This window comes from Ralstonia sp. VS2407 (assembly GCF_052950655.1).
Genome location: NZ_JBRFVG010000004.1, coordinates 321678 through 340123, shown reverse-complemented (window position 1 = coordinate 340123; position 18446 = coordinate 321678). Strand labels below are relative to the sequence as shown.

The window sequence follows — 18446 nt, the reverse complement described above, 5'->3', positions numbered from 1 at the left end:
AACCGCGATTATATCGCCCGCAGGGCCTTCCGGCCCCCACGCAGCGGTGCCTACAGCGTGCTGTCGATCAGCGCACCCTTGAAGACCACCGGCCCCGTCGGCCCATTCGGGTTGGGCGAGCCGCCACGCGGTTCCACGCTGATGGCCAGTGCGGGCACCTGGCGCAACGGCTGCGCGACTGTCAGCCGCACCGCGCGCTGGTGCCCGATCACCCCAAGTGACTGAGGATGCCCGCCCGGCGGCAGCGCCCAGAGCTGCAAGGCCTGCTCAGTGTTGAGCGGCGTGGCATCCAGCCGCTTGAGCGACAGCGTGCCGGTGCGCGCATCCCAGGTGACGAGGACGGCCGCCCGGGCCTGCGCGTCCTGCAGCACGGCCACGGCGTTGGCGACGGGCGCCTCGCGCAATTGCTGCGCCAGTCGCAGGTTCAGCCCGATCGCCACCGCCCCGACCAGCGCCGCGACTGCGGTGGCGCCGCGCCAGAAGCCGGTGCCTTGCCAAAGCCGTTGCCAAAGGGCTTTCCGCGCCGGCGCAGGCTCGCGCCAGCCGAGTTGCACTTCAACGCGGCAGAGGATTTCCGGTAGCGGCGCCGTGGCCGGCTGGAGCGCGGGCAGGTCGGCCAGATAGCGCTGCCAGCGTTCGACCGTGGCGCGCACGGCGTCGTCGTGGCGAATGATCTGCTCGAACCGGCGGCGCGCGCCGGCGCGCAATGTTCCGACCGCATATTCGGCGGCCAGCTTGTCGACGAGATCGGGGTGGCGGCGCGGGTCCATCAGGGTGCTCCGAGGCATTCGCGCAGGCGGTCGAGACCGCGCCGCATCCAGGATTTGACGGTGCCCAGCGGCAGTGACAACGCTTGCGCCAGCTCGCTGTGCGACAGGTCTCGCAGATAGGCGAGCGACACGACCTCGCGCCGCTTCGGGTCCAGGCGCTTGAGGCATTCGGCCAGCGCGCGGGCCTGCTGGCCGGCAAGCGCCAAGTCCGCCGGGCCAGGGGCGTGGTCGGCCAGGACATCGGCGTAGGTGTCATCCAGCGGCACGGATTCCTGCACGCGCTCGGCGTGCTGCCGGCGCAAGCAATCGAGTGCGCGGTTGCGCACGATGGTGGTCATCCACGTCATGGGGGCGGCCAGGTGCGGGCGGTAATCGCCGGCGTGGCGCCAGATGTTGACGAAGCTTTCTTGCAAGACGTCCTCGGCCCAGTCTTTCCTGACCAAGATACGCAGCGCGAGCCCAAACAGTTTCGGTGCGCAGCGCGTATATAGCGTGCGCAGGGCGTCGCGGTCGCCCAGGCCGATGCGCTGGAGCAGCGCCGCCAGTTCTTCCGCGTCGGCGCTGGGGGGGCGAGTTGCCGCGGCCGCCGTCGGCGGATCGGCGTCTTGCGCGGCGTGGTCTTCGGCGGTGCGCTGGAAGGTGAGCACGTAGACGGCTTTTGTGGACGGTTCTGCCCAAAGTGTAGGAAGAAACCTCGGTCGTGGGGGGGATTCACGTGGGCGGCGCTGCGGTTTGCATCCAGTTGGGCCCGCCCTTCGTATAAGCGGTCAGGCGCTGGACAAACGCCGGCGATCCGCACTACGCACTGCACGGGTCGCGCATCTTCCCCGCATCTGCAAGGAGACCGACGATGGACGCAACCAAAGAGATGGATCAGTTGGAGAATGACATCCCGCGCATCGATGCGCGCCGCCGCGTGCTGTTGCGCGCGCCCGGGCTGATGGCGCTGGGTTCGCTGGCGGCGGTGTCGCTGGGGCAGTCGATGCCGGCCTGGGCCCAGTCCCAATCAGGCAGCGTGAAAGACGACGTCAACATTTTGAACGTGGCGCTCGGGCTGGAGTACCAAGCCATCGCCGCATATCAGGTGGGCGCGGAAAGCGGCCTGCTGCAAAAACCCGTGCTCGCGACTGCCGTGAAGTTCCAGGGCCACCACAAGGCACACGCGGCGGTGCTGGCGGGAACGGTGTCCAAGCTGGGTGGTACGCCGGTCATGGAAAAGAAGGTGGCGGAGTACAACTTCCCGGTCAGCCAGCTCAAGACGCAGGCCGACGTGCTGCGTTTTGCCGCCGGGCTGGAGAAGGGCGCCGCTTCAGCGTATCTGGGCGTGATGCCGAATTTCTACACGCGCGACCTGACCAAGGCCGCCGCCAGCATTCTGGGCGACGAGACAATGCATTGGGCGGTGCTGCTCTCCGTGCTCGGTGAAGACCCGGTGCCGGTGCCGTTCATCAGCTGAGAGGTTTGTTGGGCCGCCACACCGGCTGCTCGTTACGGTGTGGCGGTTTTTTTGTGCGCGTCGAATGCTTCGACGATGCAATCGAGCAAGGCCCGCACGCGCGCGGTCTTGTGCAGATCGGCGTGCGTGACGAGCCAGACGTCCTGCATGCTGCGGCGGTTGGGCAGCACGCGCACCAGCGCCGGATAGGCCTCCGCGCGGCGGCAGACCAGCTCGGTGATCCCAATGCCTGCGGCGACCGCCTCGAACAGCGCCAGCGCCGAGTTGCTCTGCAAGACGACGCGCCCGCGCGTGATCGGCTCGCCGCACAGGTCTTCCCACATCCACGGCACTTCATTGCGCGGATACAGCACCAGGTCGTGCCCCGCAAAGGCCGTCCCTTCCTCAGGCTCACCGCGCGCTGCGACGTAGCTTCGGCTCGCATAGATACCGGTTTCCATTTGGCCGATGCGCCGCGCGATGAGGTCGGGCGAATCCGGCCGCAGCGTGCGCACGGCCACGTCGGCTTCGCGCTTGGTCAGATTGGCAATGCTCTTGGAAGCCATGCAGACGACGTCGATGCCTGGATGCCGCTGCCGCAACTGCGCGATGGCCGGCAGCACGAAGGTGGCCGCCATCGTGTCGGTCGTGGCCACGCGGATCGTGCCCGCGAGTTGGTCGTCGATGCCGGCAACGCGGCGCTCGATGGTGTGTGCCGCCTGCTCCATTGCTTCGGCTGGGCCGATCAGCGCTTCGCCGGCGGGTGTGAGCACCAGCGCGGTCGACGTGCGCAAGAACAGCTTGGCCGATAGCTCCTCTTCCAGCGCGGCGATGCGGCGGCCCACCGTGGCCTGATCCACGCCCAGGCGCTGGGCCGCGCCGCGCAGCGTGCAGGTGCGCGCCACGGCCAGGAAAAAGCGTCCGTTGTCCCAGTTCACGTCGGGCTCCGAATATTCGTAGATGAGCGATGCAAATTTGCAGCGTTGCGATGCAAAAACGCTGCTTTTTTGCATGCGTTCTCCAGCCTACACTGGGCTGCATGAAATTGCCAAACGGTTCCGCCATGTCTTCGTGCAACGCCCATACCATTGCTGCCGCTCACCGGGGCAACCTGCAACCAGATCTCAGCCGATGGCGCCGCAACGCCACGCTGGGCATTCTCACCTCGGGCGTGTTCATGGCGGTGCTGGATACGACCGTGGTCAACGTGGCGCTCATCGCCATGCGCGACAGCCTGCACAGCAGCGTCGCAGAACTTGCCTGGATTGTTGATGCCTACACGCTGGCCTTTGCCGCGTTCATCCTCACTGGTGGCTTGCTGAGCGACCGGATTGGCGCGCGCACCGTGTTCATGGCGGGGATGGCGGTGTTCATCGTGGCCTCGGCAGGTTGTGGGCTGGCGCCTTCAGTCACCACGTTGATTGCTGCGCGCATCCTGCAGGGCGTGGGGGCGGCGATGTTCCTGCCGAGTTCGCTGTCGCTCATTCGCAGCACGTTTGAAGACCCGCGCGAGCGCGCCTGGGCCATTGGCCTGTGGGGCGCCATCGTCGCGACTGCCGCAGCCGTGGGCCCGGCGCTGGGTGGCGTGCTGGTCGACACATACGGCTGGCGCAGTGCCTTCCTGATCAACGTGCCGCTGGGCGTGGCTGGCATGCTGGGCACCTGGGCTATCGTGCGCCACGTGCAGCCTGCGCGCGCCAAGCCGTTTGATTGGGCGGGGCAGGTGACGAGCGCCGTGATGCTCGCGGCGCTGTGTTTTGCCGCGATTGAATGGCCGGTGCGCGGAACGCAATCGCCGTGGGTGTGGGGTGCCGCGCTGCTGACGGTGGCGGCCGGCGTGCTGTTCGTCCTGGCTGAACGCCGGGCGCGCGCGCCGCTGGTGCCGCTGGCCTGGCTGGGGCATCGCACGCTGGGCGCGGTCAACGGCGTGGGGTTCCTGCTGAATTTCGGCTATTACGGCGCGTTGTTCGTGCTGAGCCTGCATTTACAGAACGTCGAACACCTGAGCGCACGCCAGACCGGCCTGGTCATGCTACCGATGGCGGTGAGCCTGTCGGCGGGCAACATCTTCGCGGGCAAGCTGATGGCGCGTTTTTCCACGCCCACGATGATGCTGAGTGGCCTCGTGATCGGCGCGGCCGGTTTGCTCGCCACGTCGGCTGCGCTGACCGGACAGGTACACATCTGGGTGGTGAGTGCAACGATGATGGCTTACGGGGGCGGCACCGCGCTGGCGATTGCGCCCATGACGTCGACCATCCTGTCTGCAGCGCCGGGCGAGCTGGCCGGCACGGCGTCGGGCTTGCTGAACGCCGCGCGGCAGACCGGAAGCTTGCTGGGCGTGGCAGCGGCGGGCGCGGTCGTGACGGTGGTGCCCGGTCTGGCGCATGCCTCGCCGCTGGTGTTTGGCCTGATGACGCTGTCATATGCCGGCGCGATGGCGATGGCGTGGATCAGCCGACGCCCGGCCGCCACCGCGCTGGCTGCCTGATCAGCCGCTATTGCGAAGGCCCGCCGCAATCCCGTTGATCGACAGATGGATGCCGCGCCGCACGCGTGCATCGTCGCTGCCGGCCTTGCCCGAGCGGAAGCGCTTGAGCAACTCGACCTGCAAGTGATTCAGCGGGTCGAGATACGGGAAGCGGTTCTTGATGGAGCGCGCCAGCAGCGGGTTGTCGGCCAGGCGCTCCGACTGCCCCGTGATGGCGGCCAGCGTCTGCTCGGTCAACGTGAACTCCGCCGAGATGCGCGAGAACACCGCGTTACGCAGCTTGCGGTCATCGCACAACTGCGCGTAGCGCGAGGCCACATTCAGATCGGCCTTGGACAGCACCATGTCCATGTTCGAGAGCAGGTTCGCAAAGAACGGCCACTGCTTGTGCATGCGCTTGAGCGTGGCCAGGCGCGCCGCCTTCGCCTTGGCGTTGCCGGCATCGTCCAGCCAACGTTGCACCGCGCTGCCAAAGCCGAACCAGCCCGGCAGCAGCAGACGGCATTGGCCCCATGAGAAGCCCCACGGAATCGCACGCAGATCTTCGATGCGGCGGTGCTTCTTGTCCATCAGCTTGCGCGAGGCCGGGCGTGAACCGAGGTTCAGGTCAGCAATCTCGGTGATGGGCGTGGTGGCGAAGAAGTAGTCCTTGAAGCCCGGGGTTTCGTAGACGAGGTTGCGGTACGCGGCAAAGGCGTTATCCGACAGCGCCTGCATGGCGGCTTCGAACTCTTCCAGGCCCTTGGGGCGGTTGCGCGTGGGCAGCAGCGTCGCTTCCAGCGTGGCCGCGACGATGGTTTCCAGGTTGCGCCGGCCGATCTCCGGATTGGCGAACTTGCTGGAGATGATTTCGCCCTGCTCGGTCAGGCGGATCTGCCCGTTCACCGTGCCCGGCGGTTGCGACAGGATGGCCTGGTACGTCGGGCCGCCGCCGCGGCCCACCGTGCCGCCGCGCCCATGGAACAGGCGCAGGCGCACGCCCTTGCGCTCGAACAGCTCCACCAGCGCCAGTTCGGCCTTGTACAGCTCCCAGTTGGAGGTGAGGAAGCCGCCGTCCTTGTTCGAATCCGAATAGCCGAGCATGACTTCCTGCTCGTTGCCCTGCGCCGCCAGCACGGCATCGAAGCCGGGCAGAGCGAGCAGGTCGCCCATGATTTCAGGGGCGTTGCGCAAGTCTTCGATGGTTTCGAACAGCGGGATCACCATCACGTCCAAACCTGCACCGCCGCTGCCGTTCGTGCCGGCGCGGAACATGCCGGCTTCCTTCTGCAGCAGCATCACTTCCAGCAAATCGGACAGCGTCTCGGTGTGCGAAATGATGTAGTTGCGCACGATGCGGTTGCCGTAGCGGGCGCGCACTTCGCGGGCAGCACGGAAGATGTCGATTTCCGACGTAGTCTGCTCGCTGTACGCGTGGAACGGCAGCGTCAGCACGCGCAGCTGTTGCAGCTCGCGCAGCAGCAGCGTGCGTTTGTCGGCCTCGGACAGCGCCGCATAGGCGCCTTCCACGCCCGCAACCTTCAACAGCTCGGCGACGGTCGCTTCGTGCACGTCCGATACCTGACGCAGGTCGATCGACGACAGGTGGAAGCCGAACACATCAATCGCGCGCGCAAGCGACGCCAGTCGTGCGTCGGCCAGCACTTCGCCGTGGTGCGCCGCCAAGGAGTCGATCACGATCTGGATGTCGGCACGCAGTTCTTCTGCGTTGTTGTAAGCCGGAGCGGGGCCGACGGCGTGGCGGCCTGCGTCTTCGCCCGTCAGCTCATGGCAGGTGGCGGCCAGGCGCGCATAGACGCCAATCAGCGCACGGCGGTACGGCTCGTCCACGCGGTGTTCGGAATGGTCGGGCGAGCGCTCGGCCAGCGCCTGCAGCTCTGCGCTCACGTCCACCAGCGACGTCGACATCGACAGCTCCGCGCCCAGCGCATGAATCTCTTCCAGGTACCACGCGAGGATCACGCTCGCCTGCTTCCGTGCAGCGTCGCGCAAGGTCGTTGCGGTGACGAAGGGATTGCCGTCGCGGTCGCCGCCGATCCACGAGCCCATCTGGAAGAAGGGCGGCAGCGGTGCCGGCTCGCCACGTGCGCCCCGACGCGGGAAGACGGTCGCGATGTCTTCTTCCAGCTCGCGGTACAGCGCGGGAATTTCGCGCAGGAAGGTGGTCTGGTAGTACGACAGCGCGTTTTCGATCTCGTCGGCCACCATCAGGCGCGTGGTGCGCAGCATGCGCGTTTGCCACAGCTTGGTGACGTGGGCGCGCAGCAGCGCGGTGTTGCGTTCGCGTTCGCGCGCGGTGAGCGGTGCGTCGCGCTCGGCCAGAAGGCGGGCGATTTCGCGTTGTGCGTCGAGCGTGCTCTTGCGCTGCACCTCGGTCGGGTGGGCGGTCAGCACCGGCACGATCAGCGCGGTTTCGAAGAATCGGCGCAACACATCGCCCGACATGCCCTCATCGGCGGCCGACAGCAGCGCGCGCATCAGGCTGCCCGGCTGCGGCGGCGATCCGGCCAGCGCGTGCACGCGGCGGCGGCGATTGTGGTGCTGGTCTTCAGCGATGTTCGCCAGGTGCGAGAAATAGCTGAAGGCGCGCACCACCGACGTGGTTTGGTCGCGCGAGAGCGTTTTCAGCAGCCGGTCGAGATCCTGCTCGGCCTGGCGGTCGCCGTCGCGGCGGAAGCGCACGGCAGTCTGCCGGATGGTCTCGACCGTTTCGAAGACGGTGCCGCCTTCCTGGTCACGCAGCACGTCGCCCAGCAGGCGCCCGAGGAAGCGGATGTCTTCCTTCAGCGGCTGATCCTTGGCCGCGGCGCTACCCGACGAGCGCCGGGAAGTGGGGCCGAGTGATGCGCCGTTGGCTTCGTCCGCGCCATTGGCCTTTGCCACGGGTTTGGCAGCCTTGATGGCCCTGGGGGTCTTGCTGGTCTTGGCGGGGGCGGCCGAAGCCTTGCGGGCGGTGGTCGCGCGCGAGGAAGCGCGGCGCGCGGCGGGCTGCGTCATGGTGTCTCCTAGGTTGGGTGGCGAGCAGGCGGAATCGCCTGCTCGAAGGTGCCTGAACGGCCCTCTTTTCTGCATCACTTCAACGTGATAGCCGGGCTGTCGCGAAAAAGCTGCGTGCTACCATTGCCGCATGTCTTCCAACGCCCACCCGACTTCCCGTCAATCCCAGCTTGCAACGACTCCTGCAGCCCAGGCGCCGACCAAGCTGGTCATTGCCTCGCGCGAAAGCCGGCTTGCCCTCTGGCAAGCCGAACACGTGCGTGCTGCATTGCAAAAATACTATCCCGCGTGCGACGTGTCCATCCTTGGAATGACCACGCGTGGCGACCAGATTCTCGACCGCTCCCTCGCCAAGGTGGGGGGCAAAGGTTTGTTTGTTAAGGAACTGGAAGTCGCGCTGGCCGAGGGACGCGCCGATCTCGCCGTGCATTCGCTCAAGGATGTGCCGATGGAATTGCCCGAAGGCTTTGCGCTATCGGCCATCCTCGAACGCGAAGACCCGCGCGATGCCTTTGTTTCGAACGACTACGCCGATCTGGCCTCGCTGCCGGCAGGCGCCGTCGTGGGCACGTCCAGCTTGCGCCGCGAGGCTTCGCTGCGGGCGCGCTTCCCGCATCTGGTCATCCAGCCGCTGCGGGGCAACCTCGATACGCGCCTCGGCAAGCTTGACCGTGGCGACTACGCTGCCATCATCCTGGCCGCTGCCGGGCTCAAACGCCTGGGGCTGGCCGATCGCATCCGCTCGACCATTGCGCCGGAGGAATCGCTGCCGGCAGCAGGGCAGGGTGCGCTCGGCATCGAGATTCGCGCCGATCGCGCAGACGTGCGAGCGTGTCTCGCGCCGCTGCACGATGAGCCCACAGCGCTGGCCGTGACTGCTGAGCGTGCTGTTTCGCGCATTCTTGGCGGTTCGTGCCAGGTGCCACTCGCCTCGTTTGCGCAGTGGTCGGATGCCGGCACGCTGCGCCTGCGCGCCTTTGTCGCTTCGCAGGACGGTACCCGCAAACTTGCCGCGGATGGCGAAACCACGCCGTCCACGCTGGCCGACGCCGACGCACTGGGCGTGCGCGTGGCCCAGCAGATGCTGGCCGGCGGTGCACGCGACATCCTTGCCATGCTGGGCACTGACGCCCCACCTGCTACCTAACTCCCACGGCTCGCCATGGACGACCACTTGCCACTGCGCTTGTCACCATCGTCGCCCGCATCCAGCACGCCGCCTGTTCAACCGGCAACCCCGCCCGTGGTGGTGGTCACGCGTCCGCGCGCGCAGGCGCCCATGCTGGTGGCGGCGCTTGAGCGCCACGGCCTGCGCACGCATCAGTTTCCGCTGCTCGACATTGCGCCGACCCCCAATCTCGACGACTTGCGTGCCGCGCTGGGCGATCCCTCGCGCTACGCACTGGTGGTGTTCGTCAGTCCTAACGCCGTGCAGCAGGCATTTGCCGCCATGCCGGAAGGTTTCCACTGGCCGCAGGAGGTGCCGGTAGCGGTGGTGGGCCCAGCGAGCGCACAGGCGCTTGCCCAGCACGGCGTTGCGCCGCCCGCGCACCGCGTGATCAAGCCCGACACGCATGCCGACGACGCGCGCCAGGATTCCGAAGCGCTCTACGCGCGGCTGGACGTGCCCTCGTTGAGCGGCCGTGAAGTGCTGATCGTGCGCGGCAACGGTGGCCGCGAATGGCTGGCCGATCAACTGCGCGAAGCCGGCGCATCGGTCCGCACGGTGGAAGCCTATCGCCGCAGCGTGCCGGTGCCCGATGCTGCGGCGTGGCTCGCCTTGCGTGCCGTGCTTTCGGCACGCCATGCCTGGACGCTCACCAGCTCCGAGGCCGTCCGCAATCTCGATGAACTGGCCCGCGCCAATCTGTCGCCCGCCGATCTGGATACGCTGCACGGCGCACCATGTTTTGCTTCGCACGCCCGCATCGTCGAACAGGCCAAATCGCTGGGCTTTCGCGACGTGACGCTCACCGGCGCCGGCGACGACCGGCTCCTCGCCAGCGTGCTCGCGTGGGCTGGGCCGGTGCCGGCAGCCGAGCAAGCCCCGGCAAAGGCGTCAGCTGAATCAAACCCGTCTACTTCTTCTTCCACTGTGACGCAGACTCCCGTTCCCTCGGCGGCTCCCGCTTCTGCCCCTGCTTCGACACCGGCGCCCGCATCTGCGGCAGCCAAGCCAAGCCCGGCCCCTGCGCCCAGTGCTCCGCCGGCCGCGTTTGCGCCCACCATGACGGTCAACCATGCGCCACGCAGCGGCGGTTGGCTGATCTGGGTGGCGCTCGTCGCGGTCGTGGCGGCGGTGGCTGCGCTGCAGGTGCGCAATGAGCGCCTGGCACGCGAGATCCGTCAGCACGCCCAGACGAACGAAGCGCTGGCGCAGCAGATGCGCGTGCTGTCGCGTGCGGACCAGGATTCGGTTTCCCAGTTGCAGCAGAAATTCGGCGCGCTGGATGCCCGCACCGCTGAAACGCGCGATCGTCAAGCCGCGCTGGAGCAGGCCAACCAAGACCTTCTGCGCAATCGCGATGACTGGCAGCGCGCCGAGATCCAGCGTTCGCTGGAGGTCACTGCCGAGCAACTGCAACTGACGGGAAATGTCGCCGGCGCACTGGCTGCGCTGCAAACGGTTGACGCGCGCCTGGCCACGCTCGACAAGTCGCAGTTCAACGCCGCGCGCCGGGCGGTATCGCGCGATATGGCCAAGCTCAAGGCGATGCCGTCGTTTGATCTGGCGGGTGCTGCGCTGCGGTTGGATGACGCCATCAATGCTGTAGACACGCTGCCGCTCATCTCGTCGGCACAGCCGCTGGAGGCGGAACAGGCCGCGCAGGCGCCGCATGCTGCCGTGAAACCCACGAAGAATGCGAAGGCGCACGCCGCGGCTGCGGCTGCGTCGGCGCCGGTGGCCTCGATGCCGTCAAACGACGCCGGATGGTCGGCAGGCGTGCGCGCCTGGTGGGGGCGCCTGTGGAGCGACGTGCGCGGCGAATTGGGCCAAATCGTGCAGGTGCGCCGCGTCGATCAGACCGAGGCACTGCTGCTGTCTTCCGACCAAGCGTGGTTCCTGCGTGAAAACCTCAAGCTGCGCCTGATGAATGCGCGCCTGGCGTTGCTCTCGCGCAATGACGCCGTGTTCCGCGCCGATCTGGGTCGCGCCGATACGCTGCTGGCGCGCTACTTCGATACGCAGTCTTCGCGCGTGACCACGGTGCAGAATCAACTGTCGCAGGTGCGCGCGATGGTTGGCACGCTGCAGGTGCCGACGCTGGCTGACAGCCTTGCCGCCGTGCGCGGTTCGGGCAAGGAGTGAGCATGCGCTGGGTATTCTGGGTCGCGCTCCTGTTTGCCGCCGCCGTCGGGCTGGCGCTATTTACGGAACTGAACCTGAGCAACGTCGTGCTGTTCTACCCGCCGTACCGGGTGGAGATGTCGCTCAATTTCGTGCTGGCGGCGCTGCTGGCGACGTTTGTGGTGCTGCATCTTGTGATGCGCCTTTTCCACCATGTGGCCGGTATGCCGGCGCGTGCTGCGGCGTATCGCGAGCGCAATCGCATCCTCAAGGCATCTGCCGCGCTGCGCGAGGCAATGGAAAGCCTGTTTGCCGGGCGCTTTGGCCATGCGGAGCGCCAGGCGCGCGAAGCCCAGGCTTGGGAACCTCAGCGTGAGACGGCCGCGCTGATCGGTGCCCGTGCCGCACACCGCATGCAGGAGACCGAGCGCCGCGATGCGTGGATGGCCGAAGTCTCCTCGCCCGATCGTGAGCAGGCGAAGCTTGTGTCGATGGCCGAATTGCTGGTCGACGCACGTGATGCGGAAGGTGCGCTGGAGAAGATCGCGCAACTGCAATCGCAGGGCTCGCGGCAGATTCAGGCGCAACGCATTGCCCTGCGTGCGCATCAGCATCTGAAGAACTGGAGCGAGGTGCTGCGCCTGACGCGCGCCCTGGAAAAGCGCAACGCCATCCATTCCGTGCTGGCCGCCCGACTCAAGCAGATGGCGTGTGAAACGCTGCTGGCCGAGCGCCGCCACGATGCCGATGCGCTGAACAGCTTCTGGCGCGAGCTGACCACGGAAGAACGCCGCTCGCCGCGCATTGCGTCGCAGGCGGCGCTGTATTTCGCGCAGCTTGGCCGCACCGATGACGCCAAGCGCATCGTCGAAGACGGCCTGAAGACGCATTGGGATAGCCGCCTGATCCGCCGCTATGCCGATTGCGCGGTGCCGGGCAAGGCGCTGCCGCTGATCCAGCAAGCCGAGAAATGGCTCGCCCAGCATCCGGTGGATGCCGATCTGTTCTACACGCTCGGCATGCTGTGCTTCAAGGAGCAGCTCTGGGGGAAGTCGCAGTCGAACCTGGAGTCGGCATTGAAGTATGCCGATGCGGATCACTCCGGCAACCTCCGCGCCCATGCACATCTGGCGCTTGCACAGATGTTCGAGCAGACCGAGCGCATGGAAGACGCGCAGCGCCACTACCGGCAAAGCGCATTGCTTGCAGTCAAATGAAAAAGGCCGGGGTCACCCCGGCCTTTTTTCTTGCCGGTGGCGTCGCCTATTTGTTCACCATCCGTGCCGGTACGGAAAGCGTGAGGATCGCTCCCAGCACCATCGATGCAGCCAGCAAATACATGCCGGAATCCGTGCTCTGCGTGGCGTCTTTCAGCCAGCCGACGGCGTAGGGGCTCAGGAAGCCCGCAAGGTTGCCCAGCGAATTGATGAGCGCAATGCCAGCGGCAGCGCCCGTGCCGGCCAGGAACGCAGTCGGCAGGCTCCAGAACAGCGGTAACGTGGTCAGGATGCCCATGGTGCCGAGCGTGAGGGCGGCCATGGCGAGCGTGGTGTCGGTGTGCCACACGGCCGACAGTACGAGGCCGATTGCCCCCACCACTGCGGGAATCGCGATGTGCCACCGGCGCTCACGCAGGCGGTCGGCGCTGCGGGCCACCAAGACCATGGCGACGACTGCCGCGCCGTACGGAATCGCCGTCAGCAAGCCCACCGAGAAGGGATCTGCCACGCCGGTCTGCTTGATCAGTGTCGGCAGCCAGAAGCTCACGCCGTACAAGCCCATCACGAAGCTGAAGTAGATCAGGCTCATCAGCCACACGCGCGGGCTGGCCATGACGGTGCGGATGGGCGGGTCTTCTTTCTCGGCGTCTTCCGCGGCGATGTTGCGGGCGAGCAGCGCTTTCTCTTCGTCGGTCAGCCACTTCGCGTGGCTGATGCGATCGTCAAGATAGGCCAGCACGAAGATGCCGACGATGATCGACGGAATGCCCTCGATCAGGAACATCCACTGCCAGCCGGCCAGGCCGTAAACGCCGCCAAACGCCTTCATCGCCCAGCCCGAGATGGGGCCCCCGATCACGCCCGACAACGCAATCGCCGTCATGAAGAAGGTGGTGGTGCGCCCGCGCCGCTGCGCCGGATACCAGTACGTGAGGTACAGGATGATGCCTGGGAAGAAGCCCGCCTCTGCCAGACCCAGCAGAAAGCGCATCACGTAGAACATGGCCGGCGTGGTGACGAACATCATGGCCGCCGAGATGATGCCCCACGAGATCATGATCCGCGCGATCCAGATACGCGCGCCCACGCGGTGCAGGATCACGTTGCTCGGCACTTCAAAGAGGAAGTAGCCGATGAAGAAGATGCCGGCGCCAAGGCCGTAGATGGTCTCGCTGAACTTGAGGTCGTTCAGCATCTGCAGCTTGGCAAAGCCCACGTTGACGCGATCGAGGTACGCGACCACGTAGCACAGCAGCAGGAACGGAACCAGGCGCCACGTCACCTTGCGGTAGGTGGCTTCTTCAAATGCACTTGTGGATTGGCTCGTCAGCGTGCCTGCGCCGCCGACCGGTGAGGTGGGTGGGGTGGTGATGGCCATCGGGTCTCCAGCGTTATTGTGAGTTCAGGCCGAGTGCTCCTCGTTACCTACCTCGGCCCGGAAAACCGCCACAGCATTCTGCGCTTCTCGGACGGGCGCGCCAAGACGCCCGCCGGCAGGGTTTATACGCAGCGCCCGCCGTCCACTTCCAGGCATGTGCCGGTAATGAACTCGGCTTCGTCCGACGCCAGATACAGGCATGCGTTGGCTACATCCTGCGGCGTGGAAAGCCGCCCCATCGGGATCGTCGCCAGGAAGCGCGCCCGGTTCTCGGGCGTGTCGGGTACGCCCATGAACTGCTCGATGAGGCCCGTAGCGCCCATCACCGGGTTCACGCAGTTCACGCGGATCTTGTCGGGGCCAAGCTCCGCCGCCATCGCCTTGCTGGCAGTGATGACAGCGCCCTTGCTCGCGTTGTACCAGACGAGCCCGGGGCGGGGCCGGATGCCCGCCGTGGATGCCACATTGACGAACACGCCGCCGCCGCGCTCGCGGAAGTGCGGGACGATGTGATGCGCCGTCCAGTAAATGCTCTTCACGTTGACGGCCATCACGCGGTCGAACTCGTCTTCGGTGATCTGCAGCAGCGGCTTGTTCTTGTGCGTGGTGCCGGCATTGTTCACGACGATGTGCAGATCGCCATAGCGCGCCAGCGTGGCGCCGAGCAGTTTGGCGACGGAGTCCCCATTCGAGACGTCGGCCTGCACGAAATGTGCATCGCCGCCGGCCACGCGAATGGCGCTGGCCACGCGTTCACCGGCCTCCGCATTCAAGTCATTGACGACGACGCGCGCGCCCTCGCGGGCAAAGGTGTTGGCAATGCCCTCTCCAAAACCCGAACCCGCGCCCGTGACGATGGCGATTTTGCCGGCAAGCCGCATGATGTCTCCTCGTGTTGTGGGTGGATGCTGCGTTGCGCCTTAACCGTGACGGATGGCGATGGTCTTGAGCGTGGTGAAGCCGTAGAGCGCTTCAAAGCCCTTTTCGCGCCCGTGACCCGATTGGCCCGTCCCGCCGAAGGGCAATTCAACGCCGCCACCCGCGCCGTAATTGTTGATGAAGACCTGGCCGGCCCTGAGCTTGCGCGCGAGGCGCATCTGGCGGCCGCCGTCGTTCGTCCACACGCCGGCCACCAGGCCGTACGGTGTGCCGTTGGCCAGGGCAAGCGCTTCGGCTTCGCTATCGAACGGCATGGCAGCCAGCAGCGGGCCGAACACTTCCTGCTGCGCGAGGCGATGCGTGTGCGGCACATCGCGCAGCAGCATCGGCGCCTGGTAGTAGCCGGTCTCGGGCGCCTCGGGCACCACCTGGCCCTGCGCCATCACCGGAATGTTGGCGTGCTGCGCATCCGAGACGAAATCCCACACGCGCTGCTGCTGCTTGGGATTGATGAGCGGGCCGCAATCCAGGTCCAGCGACGACGGGCCGACCCTGATGGATTCGAACACCGTGGCCAACCGGTCCAGCATCGCCTCGTAGATGCTGCGCTCGATCAGCACGCGGCTGCCGGCGGAGCACGTCTGCCCGGCGTTCTGGATGATGCCGTTCACCACGGCCGGAATGGCCGCCTCCAGATCTGCATCTGAAAACACGATCTGCGGAGATTTGCCGCCCAGCTCCAGCGTCACGGGCACGTGGTTTTCAGCGGCCGCACGCACAATCGCCTTGCCCGTTTCCGGTGACCCTGTGAACGACACATGGTTGATCCCGGGATGCGCCGCCAGTGCGGCACCCGCTTCGTGGCCATAGCCGGTCACGATGTTGAGTGCGCCATCGGGCAGGCCTGCCTCGGCGGCCAGCTCGGCCACGCGCAGGATCGACAGGCATGCGTCTTCCGCCGGCTTGACCACGCACGCGTTGCCCGCTGCCAATGCGGCGCCCACGCTGCGCCCGAAGATCTGCATCGGGTAGTTCCACGGGATGATGTGCGCCGTCACGCCATGCGGCTCACGCACGGTCAGCACCGTGGTATCGGCCGGGTAGGGGATGGTTTGCCCGTGCAGCTTGTCGGCCGCACCGGCGTAGAACTCGAAGTAGCGGGCCACGGCGCGGGCGTCGGCGCGGGCCTGGCGCATGGGCTTGCCGGTGTCGCGGGCTTCCAGGCGGGCCAACTCTTCTTCGTGATCGGCCAGGCGCAGGGCCACGCGCATCAGCAAGCGGCTGCGCTCGGCAGGCGCCAACTGGCCCCAGACGCCCTCGAACGCACGCCGTGCCGCATGCACGGCCACGCTGATGTCGGTGGCGTTGCCGCGCGCAATCTCGGCAAAGGATTGGCCGTCGGACGGATCGAACACCTTGATGCGCATCCCCGAGTCGGGCGACATCAGACGGTTGGCGATGAAGTGCTGGGCATGCATGGGAGGTTCCTGCAAAAGATCGGCAACGCGCGATTTTCGCACGGGCGCGGCGTTGTCAGGGGAAGCGGCCGGGTGTCAGGAGCTATAATGCCCGCCGACAGTTTTTCACGCTTCTTTCTAACCATTTGCGTCGCGTTTTTACGCACTTCGCGCATTCCGGAGCATTTCCATGAGCTTCAACAACGTCTCGCCGGGCAAGGACATCCCCAACGACTTCAACGTCATCATCGAGATCCCGGCGCAAAGCGACCCGGTCAAGTACGAAGCCGACAAGGAAACCGGTCTGCTGTTCGTGGACCGCTTCGTTGGCACCGGCATGCGCTACCCGGCCAACTACGGCTTCATCCCGCAGACGCTGTCGGGCGACGGTGACCCGGTCGACGTGCTGGTCGTCACGCCGTTCCCGCTCATCCACGGTTGCGTGGTGCGCTGCCGTGCCCTGGGCATGCTCAAGATGACGGACGAGTCCGGCGTGGATGCCAAGCTGGTTGCCGTGCCTGTCAACAAGCTGAGCCCGGCCACGGCTCACATGACCGACCTGTCGGACATCGGCCAGAACCTGCTGGACCAGATCAAGCACTTCTTTGAGCACTACAAGGCGCTGGAAGCCGGCAAGTGGGTCAAGGTCGAAGGCTGGGGCGGCATTGAAGAAGCCCACAAGGAAATCGCCGACGGCGTTGCCAACTATAAGAAGTAAGCGATTTCAGGATTTTGCCGTACGGCATGTCTGACAAATCCCGGCCTCCGGATGGAGCGCCGGGATTTTTTCTTTGCGCAGCGGTCATCAGCGCAGCACGCGGAGATTTGTCGACTCGCGTCCGGCCGCCATTTGCACCCGGGACAGGGCTGCAGTATGCGTTCCATGATATTTTTCACGAATTGTGCATACTTACCGCCCGGTAGTTCTGCTACACAGAGATTTAAGAAACGCTCATTTGCCCACCGGAAACGGCCCCTCTAGACTCCCCGTCAAGTTTGACTCCAACCCCTGGTACTGCGATGTTGAACAAGACCGTTGTCGTTCCCGTGCTTTCCGCTGTGGCCATGGCCGCATTCACTGTGTGGGCGCTGCTGGTTGGGCCGCCGGACGCTGCCCACGCTGGCGAGCGTGCCGTCGCATCGGCCCCTGTGGCGGTGGATTCAAACACTGCACACTGCGTGATCGCTCACCAGAAGCCTTCCGCGCCCTAAGTTTCATCTCCGCGTCCGCCGTTCGTGCGGACGCTGTCTTTCCTGCCTCCGCTGTTTTCTCCTGCTAATCCGATTCTGGTCGCTGCCTGAAGGGCGAGCGGTCTGTCAGTTCGTCGAGATACGCCTCCATACCTGCCGTTTCGCGGTCGAGGAACCTACTCACTGCATCGGCAAATGCCGGGTGCGCCAGCCAGTGTGCCGACAGCGTCGCCACCGGCTCAAAGCCGCGCGCCATCTTGTGCTCGCCTTGCGCGCCACCTTCGAATGTGCGGATGCCGTGCGCGATGCAGTACGTCAGCGGCTGGTAATACGCCGTCTCAAAGTGCAGGCAAGGGTGGTGCTCGATCGCGCCCCAGTAGCGGCCGTACATGACCGACGCTTCCGGTCGCGTGTCGACCACCAGCAGCGCGCTGGCGATGTCGTTGCCGTTGCGCGAGGCGACCACCAGCAGAAGGTTTTCCGGCATCGTCTGGCCGATCTGGCGGAAGAACTCGAGGTTCAGATACGGCGACGAGTGATGCTCGCGGTAGGTGGTGCGATAGCAGCGGTGGAAGAAGCGCCAGTCGGCGTCTGTCGCCGCTGCGCCAGGCACGTGGCGGAAAGTGATACCGGCGTCGTGCACGCGGCGGCGCTCGGCGCGGATGTTCTTCCGTTTCTTCTGCTCCAGCGCGGCCAGAAAGTCGTCGAAGCTGGCGAAGCCCGGATTGCACCAATGGAACTGCACCCCTTGCCGCAGCAGCATGCCGGCCGCACGCATCTGCTCGGCCTCGCCAGCGGTGGGAAAGAGCACATGCAGCGATGACAACTCGCTCTGCCGCGCAACCGCCAGCAACGTGTCGAGCAGCGCCGCACGCGCAGCCGCATCGCGCGCCAGCAACCGCGCACCCTGTACCGGTGTAAACGGTACGGCCGACAGCCATTTCGGGTAGTACTCCAGCCCATGCTGCGCGTAGGCATTGGCCCACGCCCAGTCGAAGACGTACTCGCCATAGGAGTGGCCCTTCACATACAGCGGTACGGCCGCAGCGAGCACTTCGCTGTCGGCGCCGTCTTCCCACAGCGTCAGGTATTGCGGCGACCAGCCGGTGTCAGGCGATGCGCTGCCGCTTTCATGCAGCGCATGCAGGAAATCGAAGCGCAGGAAGGGCGTCGCCTCGGGCTGCAGGGCGAGCAGGGCGTCCCACGCATTGCGGCCGATGTCGCGCAGATCGGTCACAAGTCGCGTGCGATAATTGGCCAATTCGTGTCGCGAACCAGCGCGCGCTTGGGGCTCGGGAGCAAGGGGGCGAGAAGTCATGCCGCCGATTCTAATTCCAGC

15 protein-coding genes are annotated in these 18446 nt (G+C 66.0%); 7 read left to right on the top strand and 8 right to left on the bottom strand.

The features are described 5' to 3' along the window. Nucleotides 1-50: 50 nt before the first annotated feature. Nucleotides 51-770, bottom strand: coding sequence for an anti-sigma factor (locus ACU8YE_RS09415; RefSeq protein WP_414560923.1), 720 nt, complete (start codon nt 768-770; stop codon nt 51-53). Beyond that, nucleotides 770-1417: an RNA polymerase sigma factor gene (locus ACU8YE_RS09410; RefSeq protein WP_446928574.1), complete on the bottom strand. Its 648-nt coding sequence runs from the start codon at nt 1415-1417 to the stop codon at nt 770-772. Before ACU8YE_RS09410 ends, ACU8YE_RS09415 begins: the two co-directional genes overlap by 1 nt. A gap of 203 nt (nt 1418-1620) precedes the next feature. On the opposite strand from ACU8YE_RS09410, the gene ACU8YE_RS09405 reads away from it, so the two are divergent. Then, the gene (locus tag ACU8YE_RS09405) at nt 1621-2226 is read left to right on the top strand and encodes a ferritin-like domain-containing protein (RefSeq protein WP_446928573.1); all 606 of its coding nucleotides are present in this window, start codon (nt 1621-1623) and stop codon (nt 2224-2226) included. A 32-nt stretch (nt 2227-2258) separates the two neighbouring features. Here ACU8YE_RS09405 and ACU8YE_RS09400 read toward each other — a convergent pair whose 3' ends face one another. Then, nucleotides 2259-3143, bottom strand: a complete 885-nt coding sequence (locus tag ACU8YE_RS09400; RefSeq protein WP_316870216.1) for a LysR family transcriptional regulator — start codon at nt 3141-3143, stop codon at nt 2259-2261. A gap of 125 nt (nt 3144-3268) precedes the next feature. On the opposite strand from ACU8YE_RS09400, the gene ACU8YE_RS09395 reads away from it, so the two are divergent. Next, nucleotides 3269-4696 carry an MFS transporter gene (locus ACU8YE_RS09395; RefSeq protein WP_446928572.1) on the top strand — a complete coding sequence of 476 codons (1428 nt, stop codon included), beginning with the start codon at nt 3269-3271 and terminating at the stop codon, nt 4694-4696. Here the strand turns inward: ACU8YE_RS09395 and ppc are convergent, their stop codons facing one another. After that, nucleotides 4697-7693, bottom strand: a complete 2997-nt coding sequence (ppc, locus tag ACU8YE_RS09390) for a phosphoenolpyruvate carboxylase (protein ID WP_446928571.1) — start codon at nt 7691-7693, stop codon at nt 4697-4699. Nucleotides 7694-7823: 130 nt separating this feature from the next. Between ppc and hemC the strand changes: the two genes are divergently transcribed. The 3 genes from hemC to ACU8YE_RS09375 are packed head-to-tail and all read left to right on the top strand — an operon-like array spanning nt 7824 to nt 12199. Continuing rightward, nucleotides 7824-8840, top strand: a complete 1017-nt coding sequence (gene hemC, locus ACU8YE_RS09385; RefSeq protein ID WP_260801965.1) for a hydroxymethylbilane synthase — start codon at nt 7824-7826, stop codon at nt 8838-8840. Between the two features lie 15 nt (nt 8841-8855). After that, nucleotides 8856-11003, top strand: coding sequence for a fused uroporphyrinogen-III synthase HemD/membrane protein HemX (gene hemDX, locus ACU8YE_RS09380; protein ID WP_446928570.1), 2148 nt, complete (start codon nt 8856-8858; stop codon nt 11001-11003). Nucleotides 11004-11005: 2 nt separating this feature from the next. After that, nucleotides 11006-12199, top strand: coding sequence for a heme biosynthesis protein HemY (locus tag ACU8YE_RS09375; protein ID WP_232040715.1), 1194 nt, complete (start codon nt 11006-11008; stop codon nt 12197-12199). Between the two features lie 46 nt (nt 12200-12245). Here the strand turns inward: ACU8YE_RS09375 and ACU8YE_RS09370 are convergent, their stop codons facing one another. The 3 genes from ACU8YE_RS09370 to ACU8YE_RS09360 form a co-directional block, all read right to left on the bottom strand. After that, nucleotides 12246-13580, bottom strand: a complete 1335-nt coding sequence (locus ACU8YE_RS09370) for an MFS transporter (RefSeq protein WP_232040714.1) — start codon at nt 13578-13580, stop codon at nt 12246-12248. Nucleotides 13581-13702: 122 nt separating this feature from the next. After that, complete coding sequence (locus tag ACU8YE_RS09365; RefSeq protein ID WP_027680820.1) at nt 13703-14461, bottom strand: SDR family oxidoreductase; 759 nt, start codon at nt 14459-14461, stop codon at nt 13703-13705. A 39-nt stretch (nt 14462-14500) separates the two neighbouring features. Further along, nucleotides 14501-15937 (bottom strand): aldehyde dehydrogenase family protein, encoded by a 1437-nt coding sequence (locus tag ACU8YE_RS09360; RefSeq protein WP_446928569.1) that lies wholly within the window; start codon nt 15935-15937, stop codon nt 14501-14503. A 169-nt stretch (nt 15938-16106) separates the two neighbouring features. On the opposite strand from ACU8YE_RS09360, the gene ppa reads away from it, so the two are divergent. Both ppa and ACU8YE_RS09350 read left to right on the top strand, forming a co-directional pair. Further along, nucleotides 16107-16634: an inorganic diphosphatase gene (ppa, locus tag ACU8YE_RS09355; protein WP_024975070.1), complete on the top strand. Its 528-nt coding sequence runs from the start codon at nt 16107-16109 to the stop codon at nt 16632-16634. 302 nt (nt 16635-16936) lie between these two features. Next, nucleotides 16937-17128 carry a hypothetical protein gene (locus ACU8YE_RS09350; RefSeq protein ID WP_446928568.1) on the top strand — a complete coding sequence of 64 codons (192 nt, stop codon included), beginning with the start codon at nt 16937-16939 and terminating at the stop codon, nt 17126-17128. 64 nt (nt 17129-17192) lie between these two features. Here ACU8YE_RS09350 and ACU8YE_RS09345 read toward each other — a convergent pair whose 3' ends face one another. After that, complete coding sequence (locus tag ACU8YE_RS09345) at nt 17193-18425, bottom strand: GNAT family N-acetyltransferase (protein ID WP_446928567.1); 1233 nt, start codon at nt 18423-18425, stop codon at nt 17193-17195. Between the last annotated feature and the right edge of the window lie 21 nt (nt 18426-18446).

Excerpts from the sequence above, each read along its gene's own strand:
- ACU8YE_RS09415 (WP_414560923.1), bottom strand. The coding sequence starts at position 770 with ATGGACCCGCGCCGCCACCCCGATCTCGTCGACAAGCTGGCCGCCGAA.
- hemC (WP_260801965.1), top strand. The coding sequence starts at position 7,824 with ATGTCTTCCAACGCCCACCCGACTTCCCGTCAATCCCAGCTTGCAACG.
- ppa (WP_024975070.1), top strand. The coding sequence starts at position 16,107 with ATGAGCTTCAACAACGTCTCGCCGGGCAAGGACATCCCCAACGACTTC.
- hemDX (WP_446928570.1), top strand. The coding sequence starts at position 8,856 with ATGGACGACCACTTGCCACTGCGCTTGTCACCATCGTCGCCCGCATCC.
- ACU8YE_RS09350 (WP_446928568.1), top strand. The coding sequence starts at position 16,937 with ATGTTGAACAAGACCGTTGTCGTTCCCGTGCTTTCCGCTGTGGCCATG.
- ACU8YE_RS09370 (WP_232040714.1), bottom strand. The coding sequence starts at position 13,580 with ATGGCCATCACCACCCCACCCACCTCACCGGTCGGCGGCGCAGGCACG.
- ACU8YE_RS09365 (WP_027680820.1), bottom strand. The coding sequence starts at position 14,461 with ATGCGGCTTGCCGGCAAAATCGCCATCGTCACGGGCGCGGGTTCGGGT.
- ppc (WP_446928571.1), bottom strand. The coding sequence starts at position 7,693 with ATGACGCAGCCCGCCGCGCGCCGCGCTTCCTCGCGCGCGACCACCGCC.
- ACU8YE_RS09375 (WP_232040715.1), top strand. The coding sequence starts at position 11,006 with ATGCGCTGGGTATTCTGGGTCGCGCTCCTGTTTGCCGCCGCCGTCGGG.
- ACU8YE_RS09360 (WP_446928569.1), bottom strand. The coding sequence starts at position 15,937 with ATGCATGCCCAGCACTTCATCGCCAACCGTCTGATGTCGCCCGACTCG.
- ACU8YE_RS09405 (WP_446928573.1), top strand. The coding sequence starts at position 1,621 with ATGGACGCAACCAAAGAGATGGATCAGTTGGAGAATGACATCCCGCGC.
- ACU8YE_RS09345 (WP_446928567.1), bottom strand. The coding sequence starts at position 18,425 with ATGACTTCTCGCCCCCTTGCTCCCGAGCCCCAAGCGCGCGCTGGTTCG.
- ACU8YE_RS09395 (WP_446928572.1), top strand. The coding sequence starts at position 3,269 with ATGTCTTCGTGCAACGCCCATACCATTGCTGCCGCTCACCGGGGCAAC.